The 15,969-nt window shown below is 70.3% G+C and carries 15 protein-coding genes and 1 pseudogene; 10 read left to right on the top strand and 6 right to left on the bottom strand.

Annotated elements, in window-relative coordinates; genetic code table 11:
- Positions 1-285: 285 nt before the first annotated feature.
- The gene (locus ACFYO5_RS22275; protein ID WP_388711185.1) at positions 286-735 is read left to right on the top strand and encodes a spore-associated protein; all 450 of its coding nucleotides are present in this window, start codon (positions 286-288) and stop codon (positions 733-735) included.
- 330 nt (positions 736-1,065) lie between these two features.
- Here the strand turns inward: ACFYO5_RS22275 and ACFYO5_RS22270 are convergent, their stop codons facing one another.
- The gene (locus ACFYO5_RS22270; RefSeq protein WP_388711182.1) at positions 1,066-2,046 is read right to left on the bottom strand and encodes a TerC family protein; all 981 of its coding nucleotides are present in this window, start codon (positions 2,044-2,046) and stop codon (positions 1,066-1,068) included.
- A 705-nt stretch (positions 2,047-2,751) separates the two neighbouring features.
- Between ACFYO5_RS22270 and ACFYO5_RS22265 the strand changes: the two genes are divergently transcribed.
- Entirely contained in the window at positions 2,752-3,135 is a 384-nt protein-coding gene (locus ACFYO5_RS22265; protein WP_388711178.1) for a hypothetical protein, read from the top strand.
- A gap of 110 nt (positions 3,136-3,245) precedes the next feature.
- Here the strand turns inward: ACFYO5_RS22265 and ACFYO5_RS22260 are convergent, their stop codons facing one another.
- The gene (locus tag ACFYO5_RS22260; protein ID WP_388711175.1) at positions 3,246-3,713 is read right to left on the bottom strand and encodes a MarR family transcriptional regulator; all 468 of its coding nucleotides are present in this window, start codon (positions 3,711-3,713) and stop codon (positions 3,246-3,248) included.
- A 132-nt stretch (positions 3,714-3,845) separates the two neighbouring features.
- On the opposite strand from ACFYO5_RS22260, the gene ACFYO5_RS22255 reads away from it, so the two are divergent.
- The gene (locus tag ACFYO5_RS22255; protein ID WP_388711172.1) at positions 3,846-4,628 is read left to right on the top strand and encodes a phosphotransferase enzyme family protein; all 783 of its coding nucleotides are present in this window, start codon (positions 3,846-3,848) and stop codon (positions 4,626-4,628) included.
- A 439-nt stretch (positions 4,629-5,067) separates the two neighbouring features.
- On the opposite strand, the gene ACFYO5_RS22250 is transcribed toward ACFYO5_RS22255, so the two are convergent.
- Both ACFYO5_RS22250 and ACFYO5_RS22245 read right to left on the bottom strand, forming a co-directional pair.
- Positions 5,068-6,606 (bottom strand): hypothetical protein, encoded by a 1,539-nt coding sequence (locus tag ACFYO5_RS22250; protein WP_388711169.1) that lies wholly within the window; start codon positions 6,604-6,606, stop codon positions 5,068-5,070.
- Positions 6,607-6,639: 33 nt separating this feature from the next.
- A complete protein-coding gene (locus ACFYO5_RS22245) occupies positions 6,640-7,794 on the bottom strand; it encodes an FAD-dependent monooxygenase (protein ID WP_388711166.1) in 1,155 nt (384 codons plus the stop codon).
- A gap of 334 nt (positions 7,795-8,128) precedes the next feature.
- Here ACFYO5_RS22245 and ACFYO5_RS22240 point away from each other — a divergent pair, with 334 nt between their 5' ends.
- The 4 genes from ACFYO5_RS22240 to ACFYO5_RS22225 all read left to right on the top strand — a co-directional run bounded on the left by ACFYO5_RS22240 (position 8,129) and on the right by ACFYO5_RS22225 (position 13,270).
- A complete protein-coding gene (locus tag ACFYO5_RS22240; RefSeq protein ID WP_356567756.1) occupies positions 8,129-8,464 on the top strand; it encodes a hypothetical protein in 336 nt (111 codons plus the stop codon).
- A gap of 218 nt (positions 8,465-8,682) precedes the next feature.
- A complete protein-coding gene (locus tag ACFYO5_RS22235) occupies positions 8,683-9,444 on the top strand; it encodes a ZIP family metal transporter (RefSeq protein ID WP_388711161.1) in 762 nt (253 codons plus the stop codon).
- 654 nt (positions 9,445-10,098) lie between these two features.
- Complete coding sequence (locus tag ACFYO5_RS22230) at positions 10,099-12,294, top strand: MMPL family transporter (RefSeq protein ID WP_388711158.1); 2,196 nt, start codon at positions 10,099-10,101, stop codon at positions 12,292-12,294.
- A gap of 502 nt (positions 12,295-12,796) precedes the next feature.
- Positions 12,797-13,270 carry a hypothetical protein gene (locus ACFYO5_RS22225; RefSeq protein ID WP_388711155.1) on the top strand — a complete coding sequence of 158 codons (474 nt, stop codon included), beginning with the start codon at positions 12,797-12,799 and terminating at the stop codon, positions 13,268-13,270.
- 353 nt (positions 13,271-13,623) lie between these two features.
- Here ACFYO5_RS22225 and ACFYO5_RS22220 read toward each other — a convergent pair whose 3' ends face one another.
- The gene (locus tag ACFYO5_RS22220; protein ID WP_388711152.1) at positions 13,624-14,124 is read right to left on the bottom strand and encodes a hypothetical protein; all 501 of its coding nucleotides are present in this window, start codon (positions 14,122-14,124) and stop codon (positions 13,624-13,626) included.
- Between the two features lie 218 nt (positions 14,125-14,342).
- Between ACFYO5_RS22220 and ACFYO5_RS22215 the strand changes: the two genes are divergently transcribed.
- Positions 14,343-14,756: a hypothetical protein gene (locus ACFYO5_RS22215; RefSeq protein WP_388711149.1), complete on the top strand. Its 414-nt coding sequence runs from the start codon at positions 14,343-14,345 to the stop codon at positions 14,754-14,756.
- A gap of 21 nt (positions 14,757-14,777) precedes the next feature.
- Here ACFYO5_RS22215 and ACFYO5_RS22210 read toward each other — a convergent pair.
- Positions 14,778-15,122: pseudogene (locus ACFYO5_RS22210) on the bottom strand (transposase); the annotation flags it as partial.
- Positions 15,123-15,346: 224 nt separating this feature from the next.
- Here ACFYO5_RS22210 and ACFYO5_RS22205 point away from each other — a divergent pair.
- Both ACFYO5_RS22205 and ACFYO5_RS22200 read left to right on the top strand, forming a co-directional pair.
- The gene (locus ACFYO5_RS22205; RefSeq protein ID WP_388711146.1) at positions 15,347-15,580 is read left to right on the top strand and encodes a DUF2945 domain-containing protein; all 234 of its coding nucleotides are present in this window, start codon (positions 15,347-15,349) and stop codon (positions 15,578-15,580) included.
- A 7-nt stretch (positions 15,581-15,587) separates the two neighbouring features.
- A complete protein-coding gene (locus ACFYO5_RS22200) occupies positions 15,588-15,932 on the top strand; it encodes a DUF3140 domain-containing protein (protein ID WP_388711143.1) in 345 nt (114 codons plus the stop codon).
- Positions 15,933-15,969: the final 37 nt, after the last annotated feature.

The raw sequence follows: 15,969 nt of genomic DNA, 5'->3' as shown, positions 1-15,969 counted from the left end.
GCGTCGACGTGCCTCCGCGCGCCCGGGTCGGCCGGGTTCGGTCACCTGCGGACTCCGGGGAGCTCGGACGAGCGGCACGGCACCCCCGCCCACCGGCCCCGCGTCATCCTCTGAACGACGGCCGCCGGGCACCGCACCGCCCAGGCCTCCTGGTTGCGTACCAACTCAGCCAATCGGGCGCTCGGTTATGACCGAAAATGCCAGTAACTCAGGCACAACCATCCGAAGGCCCCGCCCGTCACATAAGGCAGGAGCAACCAACTCCTAAACACACAAGGGGGAAATATGCGATTCAGTCATTCCATGTTGGGCGCTGCCGCACTGGCCGCGCTGTCGGTGGGGGCCACCACCGCACTGGCGGCACCCGCTTCCGCCGCACCCAACACCACTGCGCAGAAGGTCTGCGGAAGCGGCTACAAGACCGTGAACTCCGCTGCCGTCGGCACACTGGGCACCGTCTACCTCGCCTACAACGCCGTCAACGGCAACAACTGCGTCGTCACCATCCGCAACAACCCCGGCACCGCCGTGGACATGTCCGCGTGGATCTATGTACCCGCCACCAACGAAGGCGACAGCGACTACGGGCGCTACACCTCGTACGCAGGACCCTCGTACGTCATCGGCAAGGGTTTCTGCGTCGACTGGGGCGGCGCCATCGCCAACGTCTCCGTGCAGGTGACCGGCTCCAACTGCGCCTCGCTCAAGGAGCACCGGACCACGCAGACCCGCTGACCCACCCGCCTACCGCTCCTGAGGAACCGCCATCCCTCGCCTCGCGACTCCCGACCGCGGCGCCGCCGGCCGTCGGGCCGGACGCCGCCGGGGCGGCCGGAAGGCGTCGGGATGCGGGACACGCGGACGGCCGTACGGTCCCACCCGTCCTGGCGGAGCCACCCGGCTCCGCCAGGACGGGTGGGACCGCTGCTCGTGGTCCGGTCGACGATCCCCGCGACCGTCACGCCATGGGCGCCGACGCGGTGATGACCGGTCAGGGCGCGGAGGTGACGGCGCAGGATGCGGACGGCATCGTCCGCCGGTCGTCGGTCAGCGGTGCCGCGGGGGCTACCGGGACCCGGTGGCGCGCCGTGCCGCCTCCTCGGTCTCCTGCTTCTTCGAGACGCGCAGGCTGGTGAAGGTGGTCACCGCCAGGACCAGCACGATGAACCCCAGCGAGAACGGGATACTGATCTCCGGGACGTGGACGCCCGACTCGTGCAGGGCGTGCAGCACCAGCTTCACGCCGATGAAGCCCAGGATGATCGACAGGCCGTAGGAGAGGTGCACCAGCTTCCTCAGCAGGCCACCGATGAGGAAGTAGAGCTGGCGCAGGCCCATCAGGGCGAAGGCGTTCGCGGTGAACACGATGTACGGGTCCTGGGTCAGGCCGTAGATCGCGGGGATGGAGTCGAGCGCGAACAGCACGTCGGTGGAGCCGATCGCGAGCATCACGACCAGCATCGGGGTCATGATCCGCTTGCCGTTCTCGACGACGAAGAGTTTCGTGCCGTGGTAGCGGTCGGCCACGCCGAAGCGCCGCTCCGCCATCTTCAGCAGCTTGTTCTCCTGGTACTCGTCCTCGTGGGCCTCCTTGCGGGCGTCCTGCACCAGCTTCCAGGCGGTCCAGATCAGGAACGCGCCGAAGACGTAGAAAATCCAGGAGAAGGTCGAGATGACCGCCGCGCCGACCGCGATGAAGACGGTGCGCAGCACCAGGGCCATCACCACGCCGACCATCAGCACGCGCTGTTGGTACTGCGACGGCACCGCGAACTTCGCCATGATCAGGACGAAGACGAACAGGTTGTCGACGCTGAGCGACTTCTCGGTGATGTATCCGGCGAAGAACTCGCCGGCTGACCCGCTCCCGCCGAAGTACCACAGGCCCACCCCGAACAGCACGGCCAGGAAGACCCACACCACGGTCCACGTGCCGGCTTCTTTGAGGGACACGTCGTGGGGCTTGCGGCCGATGAAGAAGTCGACGGCGACGAGCACGCACAGGGCCGCCACGGTCAGCAGCCAAACGGTCAGCGAGACGTTCACTTGTTGCTCCTGGTGCAGATGTGGATGACACATCGTTGTCCTTGATGGCTGGTCACCGCCACTCCTGCCAGCTGAACAGATGGTCAAGGTGCAGCAAGCGGTGCGACGTGTGACCCGCTGGTCGGCACCGCCGGCGCTGACTCCCGGGTCCGCGCGCTGCCCACGGCGGGTTCGAAACCGTGCGGCCCCGACGGCAACCGGGTACGGATCGACATGCCGGCGGAGTGACACTCGGCGGCAGCGGGCGGCGGGGATGCTGTGCCGGTGGCCGAGCGAGTACTGGTCCCCGAGATCGCTGACGCCGGTGCCGGCGTCGCCGTTCACCGTCGTCGACGGCCGGAACACCGTCGTCGACGGCCGGATCACCGGCATCACGGCCGTGGTCGCTCGCGCTCGTGAAGCTGCCGGATCCGGGCCGGGTGCCTGCCGGGACAGGGGTCGCTGCCGAGCGGGCGCAGTCGCACCGTGGATCCCCAGCCGTGGTGCGGCACGCCTTTGCCCTGGGCGGCTGCCGTACGTCGGGTGAGGGGATGCGGTGCCTCGATGGCGTTGTCTGCCACCAGAGGATCGCCGTGGAGCGCGCTCGTCAACCTCACACATGTCAGGTTCACGGGACACGGACCGCTTGTGAGGATGTGGCTTACGCAACCGGCGCGCCGAAACGCGACACCGCGCCGCCGGGTACTCGTACACGAGGGGAAACCAATGCTCGACAAGATCAAGAGGACCGCCGTGGCACTGGCACTGGCCACCGGCACTCTCGCCGCGACCGCCGCGACCGCGCAGGCCGGTGAACAGGGTGCGCAGCAGGGGGACTACGCGGGCTGTCAGCTCGGCTACGTCTGCATGTACCAGAACGAGGCCGACTGGAACGCCGGTCGGCCCAGCCACCGCTGGTCCCAGTACGGCGCCCACAACCTGAGCAACCAGTACGGCACCAAGTGGGTGTTCAACAACCAGCACTCCGGCGCGAAGGCCCAGCTCTGCTACGGGTACAGCGGTGCCAACTGCACCGGCCTGGTCATCAACAGCTTCACGGTCGGCGTGGCGGACATCACGCCGATCAACAGCATCAGGCTCTACCCGTAAGTCCGCTCCGGCGTTGCGGGCGCGGCGGGCCGGGCGGCACGACTCCGGCCCGCCGCGCCGTCGGGCGTCGAGGGTCGCCGTTCCGGACGGCGACGGCACCACGTCGGTTGTCAGTCCACAGCACCGCCGGTGTTCCGGATCATCTGCTGGAGCACCTTCAGGGCGGTGACGTAGTCAGCGTCGTCGATACTTTGATGAATACGGTTCCGGATGGCCGGGGCGTGCTGTTTGAGGCCGGCCCGAGCTTCGTCTCCCACCTCGGTGATCCACAGCCGTCCCTCGCCGTCGCGGGTGAGCCAGCCGCGCCCCACCAGGACCTCCGCCTCGGCCTTCAGATCGTCCTCGGGCCTGAGGTAGGAGTGCATGGCCTGCTGGAGTTCGAGGAGGGTCATGCCGTGGCCGTCGGGTGAGATGTCGTTCCTCGACAGGTTGCGCAAGAGCCAGTACTGGGGCTGGGTGAAGCCAAGTTCGGCCTGCCGGGCCCGGGTGAACGCGATGAGGGCCTCGTAGGCCACTCCGGTCCAGTACGCGGCCGGTTGTGCGGCGAGATCGGTGTCGGAGATGTGCTGGCTCGTCATGTGCGGCGCTCCCTGTGAATGATCGCTGATGCGAGCACCGTAGGAACTCAACTCAAGTTGAGGTCAAGTCTCCACTCGGACCTTCCTCCTTAATGGAATGATCACGACGAGCTGATCCGACACACTGGTTCGATGCGGCACGAAGATGAACAGCCTCTGTCCGGTGGCAACGTCAGTGATGGTGTCGTTCGCGTCGGGGACACCGTTCGCCGTCCGGCCGGACCATGGACTCCCGCTGTGCACGCTCTGCTTGCCCACCTGCACGAGGTGGGATTCGGCGCGGCGCCTCGTCCGCTCGGCATTGACGAACAGGGGCGTGAGGTCCTGACCTTCATGGCGGGTGATGTGGTCTGGCCCGACCGGTTCTCTCTGATGGAACCCGCTCGAAAACTGGCTCGCGTGGCACGGCTGATCCGGGACTTCCACGACGCCGTGCAGGACTTCACGCCGCCGTCCGATGCGCGGTGGCAGACGCTGATCCCCGCCGAGGGCAGTGACATCATCGCCCATAACGACCTGGCCCCCTGGAACCTCGTGGTGGCAGACGAGGCGCGGTGGGCCTTCATCGACTGGGACGCTGCGGGTCCCGGTTCGCGTCTGTGGGATGTCGCCTACGCGATGCACGGGTTCATCCCGCTGTCCGCGCATCCGGACTGGCAGAGTCCGGACGCGGCGGACCGACTGCGAGTCTTCGCCGACGCCTACGGTCTCGCTGAGCCCGAACGTCGTCGTGTGGTCCCTCTACTGGGGCGCCGTACGCGTTCCATGCACGACTTCCTGCGCGACCAGGCGACCCGAGGAGCCCAGCCCTGGGCAAGGCTGTGGGCTGAAGGCCACGGTGACGCCTGGCGAAACGACGCCGAATACATCGAGCGACGCGAGGACCAGTGGATGCAGGCCCTGCTCGCCGGCTGAGGCATCGATCAGCGCCCGTGCCGTGGCGCTATCTGATGGAGTCCGCTCTCCACCAGGCCCCCAACAGCGTCTCGAACTGGGTTGCTTTGCCGGGTGCTCGCCGGACGCCGGGGCAGCCTTCGTCAGATCACGTGCTCCGACCAAGGTGCACGTGACCGACCGGGCCGAAGGCCGTGGGGATGAGTCTGCCGCCTGTCGCCGCGCGCGGCCGGCCGCCGCTGGCGTCGTCGCGTACGGTGGCGCGCTGGCCGGGGCCGTCGGCCAGGTCGATTCCTCGATCTCGTCGGGGCCTCAGGGAGGTCAGCTCCTCGACCTCGCCAGGGCCGTCGGCCAGGTCGGTCCCGTGGCCTCGTCGGGGCCTCAGGGAGGTCAGCTCCTCGACCTCGCCGGGACCGTCGGCCGAGTCGGTTCCTCTGCCTCGCCAGGACCGTCGGCCGGGTCAGCTGCTCGGCTCCGTCGACGTCTTGGCGCAGAGGTACGGGCGCGCGAGCAGCAGGCCGGTGCCGGTCGTGGCGATGCCGAAGTAGACCGGCGCGAGGTGGATGAAGTCGGTGTAGTGGATCGCGCCGTGCACCACCGCAGCCGGGAGGAAGCCGGCGGCCGCCGCCGCGGTCAGGGTCCAGAACACCCAGGCCTCGCCCCGGCGCCAGCCCCACGCGCTGAGCAGGGTGATGGCCACCGCGGCGGCCATCAGGGCACCGCCGAACCCGGCCCGGTCGTGGGCGACGAACGGCACAAGCCGGGGGTTGACGGTTTCCAGCGTCTGCGCGTCGGCCCCCAGGAAGGTCAGGTCGGTCGGCACGAAGACGCCGGTCAGGCCGACCATGGAGATCACCGCTCCGCCGACGAACAGCCCCGCTCCCGTGACGATCAGCAGCAACTGGCCGAGCAGCGCCCGTCGACGCTCCGGCTCCGGCCCTTCGGGCGCCAGGCGCCATCGCGGTGTGTGCGGGGCCCCACGGACCGCGGCCACGAACATCGGGAACAGCACGACGGCGGTGGCCGTGTGCAGGGGTTCGACGAAGCCGGTGGCCAGGAAGTAGAACAAGGTGGGGAAGCCGATCGCCCCGGAGAGCAGATACACCTCGCGGGCCCAGGGCCAGCCGCGTCTGATCCCTCCCACGGCGAGGCCGGTGTAGAGGGCGCCGATCGCCACCATCGTGCCGGCCATGGTGATCCGGTCGTGCTGGAGGAAGTGCACGAGGTGGTGATTGGCGGCGTGCAGTTCGTGCAGCGTCATGCCGAGGTAGTCGCGGTCGTACCAGAGCAGCACCGGCCCCAGCGTGATGGCCGCGGCGCCGAGTCCGGCGCCCGTCATACCGAGTCCGACGAGTAGCGCCCACCACCAGGCGGGCCAGCGGCGGGGGTCGCGCCCGACGTCCCGCAGTACCGGAGCGGGCGCGGTGGGCGTGGCCGCCTCGGTGACCCGTTGGAACCAGCCGGGTCCGGCCTCGACCAGCACACCGGGCCGGGCGAGCACGACGACGCCCGGTTCCTCGAGCGCGGCGGCCGCGGCGGTGACCGACGCGTCGGACACATGGATCACGTGTGGGTCGTCGCTGCTCGTGAAGCCGTCGACATGGGGCTTGAGGGCAGCCTCGGTCTCCGGGTCCCGGGCGCGGACGACCAGCGGGATCGAGCGCCCGGCGGCGGCCTCGCGCACGGTCTCCGCGTCGGCCGCGGAGACGGGCGACACCTCGACGACACCGGCCCCGAGCGGGGGCAGCGCGTGTACCGCTTCGCGGGCGAGTGCGGGCGGGACGGATATGCCGAGGCGCACGGTCACGGGCACACCGGCGATCTCGCCGGCGAGGTCCTCGGGCGGGTGGCGGTGGCCGAACCCCCGGGAGATCAGCCGGGCGCCGGCGGGACGGGAACCGATCGAGGCCAGCAGCCGCAGTGCGGTTCGCTGCGAGCGGCGCCGGCCGAGCACGGCGGCGGCAGGGCCGCGCAGCGGGTGATACGTCCAGTCCGGCATCAGGGTCTCTCGATCTTCGTCGCGGTCACCGGGTCACCGGTCACCGGGCGCGGTCCAGCCGAGCACCGGTGTCATGGAACGCAGCGTCGCCCGCGCCGGCATCAGCCGCGCGGCCGTGTCGCGCAGCAGCACCGCGGGCGGCCACGACAACTGGCCGATCGCTCCCAGCCGGGCGGAGCGGCGCGTGATGGCCTGGGTCCTCGGGCGGCGCAGCAGGTCGTACGTGCGCAGCGCGGCGGCCACGTCCGGGGTGCCGTCGAGGCAGTGGGCGAGCGTGACCGCGTCCTCCAGCGCCTGGCACGCGCCCTGGCCCAGGTTGGGGGTCATGGCGTGAGCCGCGTCGCCCAGCAGCGCGACCCGGCCGCGGACGAAGGAGGGCAGCGGCGGCAGGTCGTACAGGTCGTGCCGGAGCACCGCGTCCGCGGGTACGGCGGCCAGCAGGGCGGGGATGGGATCCGGCCACGACCCGAACCGGCGCAGCAGTTCCGTGTGCTCGGACGAGTCGAAGGCGGCTCCCGCCGGCAGCGACGCGGTCGCGAAGCAGTACATCCGCCCGCCGGGCAGCGCCGTGTAGCCGAACCTCGCCCCGCGGCCCCAGGTCGCCGCACCCTCGGAGGGAGGTTCGGCGAGGGGCTCGGTGACCGTCCGCCAAGCGGTGTAGCCGGCGTACCGGGGCCCGGCCGCGTGCGGCCACAGGGCGCGGCGGACCACACTGCGCAGCCCGTCGGCGCCGATCACCAGGTCGGGCCGGGACTCGCCCCCACGATGATCGACCACCGGGCGGTGTCCTTCGTCGCGGACCGCGGACACCTCACTGCCCGACCGCAGGCTGTCAGCGGGCAGTGCCTCGGTGAGCGCCCGCAACAGGTCGGCGCGGTGCAGGACCACCAGGGGATGGCCGAAGCGGCGCGCCAGCTCCCCGTTCTCCGTACGGGACAGCCAGCGGCCCTGGCGGTCGCGTACGCCGCCCGCGGTCTCGACGGCGCCGAGTGCCCGGACGGCGTCGGCCAGGCCGAGCCGCTCGAGCGAGTGCAGGGCGTTCGGCCACAGGGAGATCCCGGCGCCGATCTCGGTGAACTCCGGGGCCTGTTCCAGCACCTCGACGCGCCAGCCCCGGCGGTGCAGGGCGACGGCTGCCGCGATCCCGCCGATTCCGCCGCCGACGATGGTCGCGGCGCGCTGCGGCATTGGTCCTCGCTTCGCGTTCGGGGGCGCCGCCCCCGGTCAAGTGGCCGTCAATCCGTGCCCGAGCGGTATGCGACACGACGCAGGTCCGGCTGAGCAGCGCCTCATAGCAACATGCCGACCGTCGCCTGTCAATGTGCCGAACGGCGGACCGGCAGGTGGGTGTCGACCTGCGTACATGCCGGTCACAGGCGGCGCAGACACCGGTGCGGACGGCGAGGCGAACGGCCTCACCCGTTCCCTCTCGCGGCAGGCATGCTCGATCCGCCGGGTGCGGAGTCTCTGGAAACGCTCAAGTGCCTTGTGGCGCACGGGTATGGCAGCGACGGTGATCCATATGAAAGGTTTCGCGGAACTGAACAAGAAGAACAACTTCGTGCTGCTTCTCCGGGACGCCGACCTGATCCAGGCTGCCCTGCGTCAGGCGCTGGCCGATGCCTCGCCGGAGGAGCGTCCGGGTCTGGAGCGCGCCGCCGCCCTCGTCGAGTCCACCGCCGCCGCCTCCGAAGCCGGACTGCGCGCCCGCTGGGTCCGCTCCCGGCTGGACACCGTCGGCTTCACGGGGGACGTCGCCTCGGTCTCGGCGGTGAGAGCGCTGCGTCAGGCGGAGCCGAAACTGAGCCTGCTGGCGGCGGTGCAACTACAGAGGGAGGCAGTGGCCCATCCGGAGTGACTGAGTGCCCAAGCCACTGAGGGAAGCAGTTCCCGCGTCGAGGTGGTGCCGCACGGAGGCCGCTTCGGGAATACGCGCGATGGTGCGCGGCATCCGCGGCTGTCGGTGCCGCCAGGCGGCCGACGGGCGCACCTCCTACCGGGGCCGTCAGCGGCCGGCGGGCGCATCTGGGATGCCTCGCGGAGTGACGTCCCCCCTGCTCCGGGTACCGGTAGCGCATGAGCGAAGTGGTACAGGCGGGACTGTGGGGACTACTGGCGGGCTCGGCCCTGCTCCTGGGCGCCGGGCTCGGCTACGGGCTGCGCGTGCCACAGAAGGTGATCGCCACCGTGATGGCCTTCGGCGCAGGGGTGTTGCTGTCGGCGGTCTCCTTCGAACTGGTCGGTGAGGCGTACGACGAGGCCGGCATCGTCCCGGCGGCGATCGGGACGCTCGTCGGCGCGATGGCCTACACCGCGGGCAACCTCTGGCTGGCCGGCCGCGGTGCCCGCCACCGCAAGCGCTCGGGCGGTCATCCGACGCAGTCGCAGCCGTCGGAGGACCAGCAGGGCGGATCCGGCATGGCGCTGGCGCTGGGAGCGCTTCTGGACGGCATCCCGGAGTCGGCGGTCATCGGGGTCAGCCTGCTCGAGGGCGGGGCGGTCAGCCTGGTGACCGTGGCGGCGGTGTTCATCAGCAACGTCCCGGAAGGACTGTCCAGCTCGGCGGGCATGAAGCGGGCCGGGCGTGGCAAGGAGTACGTCTTCGGGGTGTGGACGGCGATCGCCGCGGCGAGCACCGTCTCCGCCGTTCTCGGCTACACCGTCGTCGGAGCGTTCTCCCCTGCCGTGATCGCGGCTGTCACCGCCCTGGCCGCGGGGGCGATCCTCGCCATGGTCGCCGACACGATGATCCCGGAGGCGTTCCAGGACGCCCACCTGGCGATCGGGCTGATCACGGTGTGCGGATTCCTGGTCTCCTTCGCTCTCTCGCACGCCTGACCGAGGCACGACGAGGTGACGGACCGCCACGGATTCACAGGGCTCACCGCTGGCTCGCCCCTGCGGCGGCAGCGGGTGGGACACGCGTCCGACCCTTCGACAAGGTGCCGCCCGGGGACACGGTCACCATGTATCTGAAGTGGACGTTCGCGGTGTTGGGTGCCTCGATGACGTGCTCCGCGGTGACTGGGGTTTCATGTCGCCGCCTTCACGACCGAGGCCGACGACCGGCCGTGGTACCACAACCAGTTCCTCGGAAGCGGGAACCGACCGCACAGCCGTGACGGCGGCCCGGCCCGGTTGCCCCGCCGCCACCGTGTGACGGTGGCCCGACCCGTGCCCCGCCGCCACCGTGCGACGAGGGCACCGGGGTGTCGTGGCCGGGCAACCGGGCCGGGCGCTCCGTCGCGAGCGGTCGGTGGTCAACTCCCCGGCGCCCACGGTGCGTCGGTCCCCCGTGCCGCGGAGCCGGTGACAGGCGAGGAGACACGCGGGGCGACACCGCGGCGGTGGATCGAACTGCCGTAGTCAATACGATAGGAGCTCAAGACAACTGTGCGGCCGGCTCGTCCCCGAGGGCCGGTCAGGGTCGCCGATGCCAGGGTCCGCTCCCCGGGCTGCGGTGATCTTCCTTGTATAGGAGGACTCCCCCGCATGTTCCGACGTATTGGCAACAGCGTCGTCCGACATCCCGTCTGGACGATCGTGGCATGGCTGATCGCGGCGGTGGCGATCGTGGCCACCGCTCCGAGCCTGCCCTCGAGCAGTGACGAGAGCAGTTTCCTCCCTCGATCCTACGAGTCCATCAAAGCGGCGGAACTCCAGCAGAAGGCGTTCCCGGGCACCTTCACCCCGTCCGCGATCGCGCTGTACAAGCGCACGGACGGCGGCAGGCTGACCGCCGCCGACCAGCGGGACGTCGCACGGATCACCGGCGAGCTGGGCAAGCGGCACATCGACGAGGTGCAGAACGTCGTTGCCGGCCAGCCGTCCGAGGACGGCAGGTACGCCCTGACCCTGGTCCAGATGGACAGCAAGAACGCCGGTCAGCCCAAGCAGGCGGACGCGGCGAAGGAGTTGCGCGAGAGCGTCAAGGAGCTGGCGAAGGGAACGGATCTCGACGTCAAGCTCGGGGGTTCCGCCGCGCAGGCCCTCGACCAGCAGGACTCCTCCAAACGCGGGGAGGCGCTGATCGGCATCGGCACCTTCGTCATCATCCTGGTGACCCTGCTGATCATCTTCCGGGCGCCGATCCTCGCGATCCTGCCCCTGCTGCTGATCGGCGTGGTCTCCGTCATCGCCAACGGGCTGATCGCGTTCGCCACCGAACTGTTCGACCTCCAGGCCAACAGTTCCGTCTCCTCGATCCTGATCGTCGTGCTCTTCGGCGTGGGCACGGACTACTTCCTGTTCCTGATCTTCCGTTACCGCGAACGCCTGCGCCTCGGTGACGACCCGAAGCAGGCCATGGTCAACGCGGTCGACCGGGTCGGCGAGGCCATCGCCTCGGCGGCCGGAGCGGTCATCATCGCCTTCCTCGCGCTGGTGCTGTCCACGCTGGGCTTCCTCAAGCAGATGGGGCCCGCCCTCGCCATCGCGGTCGCCGTCACCCTGGTCGCGGGTCTGACGCTCATTCCGGCCGTCGTCTCGCTCATCGGACCGAAGGTCTTCTGGCCCTCCAAGTCCTGGCGCAAGGAGCCGGAGAACGCCCGCTTCGCGGCTCTGGGCCGTGGCGTGCGTCGCCGCCCGGCACTGACCGCCGCGCTGTCCGGCCTCGTCCTGGTCGTGCTGTCGCTCGGGACTCTTGGCTACCACGCCACCTTCGACCTGGCGTCGGGCTCCATGCCCAAGACGAAGGAGTCCATGGTCGTCCAGGACGAGATGCAGAAGGCGTACTCGGCCGGCGCTGCCGCCCCCACCGACGTCTACCTCTCCAGCACCGACGGCCGACGGCTCGACCGGTCCGCCCTCGCCCCGTACGCCGAGCGACTGGGCGCCGTGGACGGGGTGGCGAGCGCCCGCCTCACCCAGGTGAACAAGGAGGGCACCACCGCCGACTTCACCGTCACCCTCGCCCACGAGGCGTCGACGGACGAGGCGATCGAGGCCGTGGGCCGGGTGCGCGACGTCGCGCACACCAACGCCCCGGAGCACACCGAGGCCCTCGTCGGCGGCATGTCCTCGATCTTCAAGGACATCGACACCGCGGTCAACCACGACTACCGGACGGTCTTCCCCGTCGCCGCGGCCCTGATCATGGTCATTCTCGGGCTGTTGCTGCGCAGCGTCGTCGCCCCCTGGTACCTGATGGCTTCCGTCGGGCTCGGTTTCAGCGCCACCCTCGGCGCCACGGTGTGGATCTTCCAGGAGGGACAGGGACACCCGGGCCTGATGTTCATGCTCCCGGTGATCATGTATCTCTTCGTGGTCGCCATCGGCACCGACTACAACATCCTCATGATCGCCCGGCTCCGCGAGGAGGCCCGCGCGGGCCGGTCACCACGGGAGGCGGCCGGAATGGCGGTCCGGCACGCGGGGCCGACCGTGGCCGCGGCCGGCTTCATCCTGGCGGCGACCTTCGCCACCATGATGCTGGCGGGCAACTCGCTGCTCACGGAGATGGGGTTCGCGGTCTCCTTCGGCATCGCCGTCGCGGCCTTCGTGATGGCCATGTTCTTCACCCCGAGTCTCACCGCGCTGATCGGCCACGCGGCCTGGTGGCCCGGCCACGGTGACCGGGCCGCGGAAACGACGGCCGAGGCAGGCGCCGCAGCGCCCGGCCTCGCACCGGCGGACTCGGACGGCGGTACGGCGACGGCCGCGCCCGATGCGGCGGAGCGCCGTAACTGACCTGGACGGACCGCGCGTCCGCCGGGCCACGCGGCCCGGCGGACGTCCGCGGCCGGTCGTCGCGGAGACGAGGACCGACCGCGAAGGGGTGTTCCTTCGGACGGCACGCCAGGACCGCAAGGGACCGCCCGGACGACCCGCTCTCGGAGTGGAAGCGGGTGCCGAAGGAGGCCTTGCACACGCCGGCCCGCCGATACGGCCGGCGTGTCGGCCGGGTGCCGCGGGAAGTCGCCCGTCGGCGTGACTCCCCCTGACGCGTGGGCGGTTCGCGCTTCGCGCGCACGTCGCCGTCGGCGTGACTCCCCCCGACGCATGGGCGGTTCCCGCTTCCCGCGCACCTGCGGGGAGCGAGCCGGAGCGGTGGTGGCGCGACGGCGCAGGAACGCGCTTCGTGCGCACGACGGGGAGCGAGTATGCGCGCGCGGCCGGTCGTCGCGGAGCCCTACGGCGGCGTCCATCGCGCGGGGGGACCGTCCCGAGTCGACCAGTAGCCTCGGGGACCATGGGCATTGAGATCAAAGTAGTGGTGGATTACCCGATCAACGATGAGGTGGAGAGAGTCCTCGGGCTGGCCGAGGCGGTCGGCGAGCCCGTCACTGTCGCGTTCCTGTGGGAGGGACGCGAAGAGGCGGAACGCGCCGTGCTGGTGCCCGCGGCCACGCTGGCACTCTGGGAGCATTGGGCGCCCACCGCCTACCCGGCGCCTGACGCCGGGGAACAGGACCAGGCTGTGGCGGAGGCGCCGGAACTGGCCCACCCAGCGGAATTCGGCCCGTTCACGCTCTTCCGCCGCCGAGTAGGGGGGCGTACGGCGGTGGCTCGCCAGGGCGTGGTGGTCGCCGAACTACTGCATCCCGACGAGGCGCACTGGCTCCAGGAGAAGGCCCGCAATGTCCGCCAGGGTTTCATGGATCCGAAGCAGAAGGCGGCGTTCGAGGAGTTCCTTGCCCGGCAGGCGTCCCTCGATCAGCAATGACGCGGCCGGCTTTGATCGGGCGTACGAGCCCCGTCCTCGGACCGGACATCCGACGGGCGCTGGAACGGTAAGGCGCCGAGCGGAGCCGACGCGCTGCCACGAGGACGTCGTTCGTCCCGGCTCCGACGCCGGGCGGGCGCCCGTTTCCCGTGGGGTGACGGGCCGCCCCACGGGGAACGGAGACACGTGGTCCCGCCGTCACCACGGCGCCGGAGCGACCGCGCGGCGGTCCCGACGTGTACGGCACGGGTCGGACGCCGACCGTCACCACGCCTCCCGCCCGGCGTCGACGGTTTCGGCCCCCGGACGTGTCGTCGTTACCGTGGGAGTCGCCGTCGATGCCCTGCGCGCGGTCACTGGAGGGCGCCGGCGCGCCTGCCCTCGTCGAGCAGGGCCTGCACCAGGGCGGACTTCGCTCCGGGGGCCACGAACCACAGGGGCACGGGGGTACGGCTTCTGGAGATCTCGATGCGGTGGCAGCCCAGGACGAGGCTCACCACGGCCATGTCCCGCACCCCGGTCACCTCGTTCCACATCACGGAGTCGCGTATCCGGCCGAACCGGTCGGTGACGGCCACGCCGTCCGCGCACAGGTAGCACCGGTTCACACCGAGCCGGGCGGTCAGCCGACGCCATCCGAACTTCAGCCCGTACACCGCGGCCACCACCCCCGTCATGACAGCGGCATTGTCGTCGACCGCGGACGGGTTGACGACGGTCGTGACGAGCAGGGCGATCCACAGCAGGAGCAGGAACCCCCGCAGCACCTGCGTCATCGCGCCCATCGACGGGTTGATGACGGCGTAGTCGCCGCGGATGTCACCGAGCCCCGGACCAGCCACTCTGCTGCGCACTGACGTCCCTCGGTCGAAGCCGGATCCGCGCCCCTGCCATGTGCGCGGCAGAGCAGGCATACCCGCGCCGCCGGTGCCCCGAACGGGATCGTCGCGGTGGGTTGCCCGTGCCCCTGGATCCTCAACGAGTCTGTGTGTCACAGCAGTAGGAGCTGTCCGGCCGATCTAGAGGCGAATCGGTGTGGCCCGTTGGACAGCTCGGCTGGGAGGGTGGGTGCATGAGCGATCTGGATGTGACGTCAGCTCCGCCCGGCCGTGTGGAGGTGGCTGCTCAGTGGCATGCCCTGGCGCAGGGGGAGGTGACCCGCGAAGCGATGCATGCGTGGGCGGTTCTATGGGTGGAGGGAGAAGGAGCGCTCGCTGACTTCGAGGACCCCTTGGTCGGAACGGCTCTTCAGCACCTGCACGGTTTCGACCTTTGCCAGGATCCAGACCGTCCCGGTGTCGTCTGGCACGGCACGTCGGGTGAGGGCTCGTGGTACCACTCGCTCGATGACATCACCGGCGGCCTCATCCGGTGGCAGGAGAACTGCGCTCTCTACGATGCTGATCCGCAGGGCTGGCTCCACATGGTGCGTGAGCGGGCAAGGGCGTTCATCCAGACTGAGAAAGCGAAGCACAGGCAATGTTGACGGCTCGGGCAGGCGCTGTGGTCACGACCGGATCCAGATGACGAGTGCGGCTGCGGTGACGGTGCCGAGGAAGACGTAGCCGCGCTTGTCGTAGCGCGTGGCCACTGCGCGGTAGTTCTTCAGCCTGTTGATGGCCCGTTCGACCGTGTTGCGCTTCTTGTACCGGTCCTCTTCGAAGCCCGGTGGTCGCCCGCCGCGCGATCCTTTGCGCAGGCGGGCGGCCTGGCTGTCGGCCTTCTCCGGGACGGTGTGCCGGATGCCGCGCTGCCGCAAATACTGACGCCAAGGCCCGTTGCTGTAGGCCTTATCGGCTGCGACGCTGTCCGGCTTGTTGCGGGGCCGGCCGGGCCCCAGGGCCGGCCGGGGGCGCGGGAGCCCCGAACGGCCCGGCATTCGGCGTGCCGGCTACGGCGTGGCTGTGTCCGCGTCGCGTTCGGGCCGGGCAGGAGGCCGGACAGGAGTACGGGGGCGGCCATGATCCCGGTGTCCGGGATGCGGTCCCCCCGACCGCCCGCCAAGGTGGAAGGCACGGGCCGCAACCCCGACGCGAGACGTTCGGGGCCGTGCCGCGACACCGGGAGGCGTACGCCATGACCAAGGACGACAGCCGGGACAAGGCCCCTCGCGAGGGCGATCACGTGGCCTGGAAGAGCCATGGCAGCGAGACGACGGGACGGGTCGAGAAGAAGATCACCGAGCGGACGAAGGCCGCGGGCCGCACGGTGGACGCCTCTCCCGAGGAGCCGCAGTACGAGGTACGCAGCGACAAGTCGGGACGCTCCGCCGTCCACAAGCCGTCCGCTCTCAAGAAGCGCAAGAAGTGAGCCGCGGATGGACGAGCAGCAGGAGCAGACGTGGCAGGAGTTCCGCGAGCTGGTCACCATGAGGCCGTCGGAACTCGCCAAGTGGCTGGAGACGGAGGAGTCCCTCAGCGCGGGGCAGCACAAGGACGGCGGCGAGTCCACCGGGCACTCCTCGGGCCGCCGCATCCTCGGCATCCTCCGTACGCGCAAGGACGACCTGACGGACGCCGACCATCAGCACATGCGCAAGGTCGTCGGTTACCTCCGCCGACATCTGGCGCAGCGCCCGGACGGAGACGTACGCGATACGCGGTGGCGGCACTCGCTGATGAACTGGGGCCACGATCCGCTGGCGGGCAACGGCGACTCGTAGGACGGCACCGCACGAGACCGGCACCGGCTGGGACGAG

Source organism: Streptomyces sp. NPDC006259, assembly GCF_042870975.1.
In the GTDB taxonomy this organism is placed as follows: domain Bacteria; phylum Actinomycetota; class Actinomycetes; order Streptomycetales; family Streptomycetaceae; genus Streptomyces.
The sequence above is the reverse complement of the archived record's forward strand: the minus strand, read 5'-3'. Positions and strand labels throughout refer to the sequence as shown.

Bases quoted from the DNA above. Each gene is read 5' to 3' on its own strand.
- ACFYO5_RS22230 (WP_388711158.1), top strand. From the start codon at position 10,099: ATGTTCCGACGTATTGGCAACAGCGTCGTCCGACATCCCGTCTGGACG.
- ACFYO5_RS22265 (WP_388711178.1), top strand. From the start codon at position 2,752: ATGCTCGACAAGATCAAGAGGACCGCCGTGGCACTGGCACTGGCCACC.
- ACFYO5_RS22205 (WP_388711146.1), top strand. From the start codon at position 15,347: ATGACCAAGGACGACAGCCGGGACAAGGCCCCTCGCGAGGGCGATCAC.
- ACFYO5_RS22215 (WP_388711149.1), top strand. From the start codon at position 14,343: ATGAGCGATCTGGATGTGACGTCAGCTCCGCCCGGCCGTGTGGAGGTG.
- ACFYO5_RS22260 (WP_388711175.1), bottom strand. From the start codon at position 3,713: ATGACGAGCCAGCACATCTCCGACACCGATCTCGCCGCACAACCGGCC.
- ACFYO5_RS22240 (WP_356567756.1), top strand. From the start codon at position 8,129: ATGAAAGGTTTCGCGGAACTGAACAAGAAGAACAACTTCGTGCTGCTT.
- ACFYO5_RS22200 (WP_388711143.1), top strand. From the start codon at position 15,588: ATGGACGAGCAGCAGGAGCAGACGTGGCAGGAGTTCCGCGAGCTGGTC.
- ACFYO5_RS22250 (WP_388711169.1), bottom strand. From the start codon at position 6,606: ATGCCGGACTGGACGTATCACCCGCTGCGCGGCCCTGCCGCCGCCGTG.
- ACFYO5_RS22225 (WP_388711155.1), top strand. From the start codon at position 12,797: ATGGGCATTGAGATCAAAGTAGTGGTGGATTACCCGATCAACGATGAG.
- ACFYO5_RS22255 (WP_388711172.1), top strand. From the start codon at position 3,846: ATGCGGCACGAAGATGAACAGCCTCTGTCCGGTGGCAACGTCAGTGAT.
- ACFYO5_RS22235 (WP_388711161.1), top strand. From the start codon at position 8,683: ATGAGCGAAGTGGTACAGGCGGGACTGTGGGGACTACTGGCGGGCTCG.
- ACFYO5_RS22275 (WP_388711185.1), top strand. From the start codon at position 286: ATGCGATTCAGTCATTCCATGTTGGGCGCTGCCGCACTGGCCGCGCTG.
- ACFYO5_RS22245 (WP_388711166.1), bottom strand. From the start codon at position 7,794: ATGCCGCAGCGCGCCGCGACCATCGTCGGCGGCGGAATCGGCGGGATC.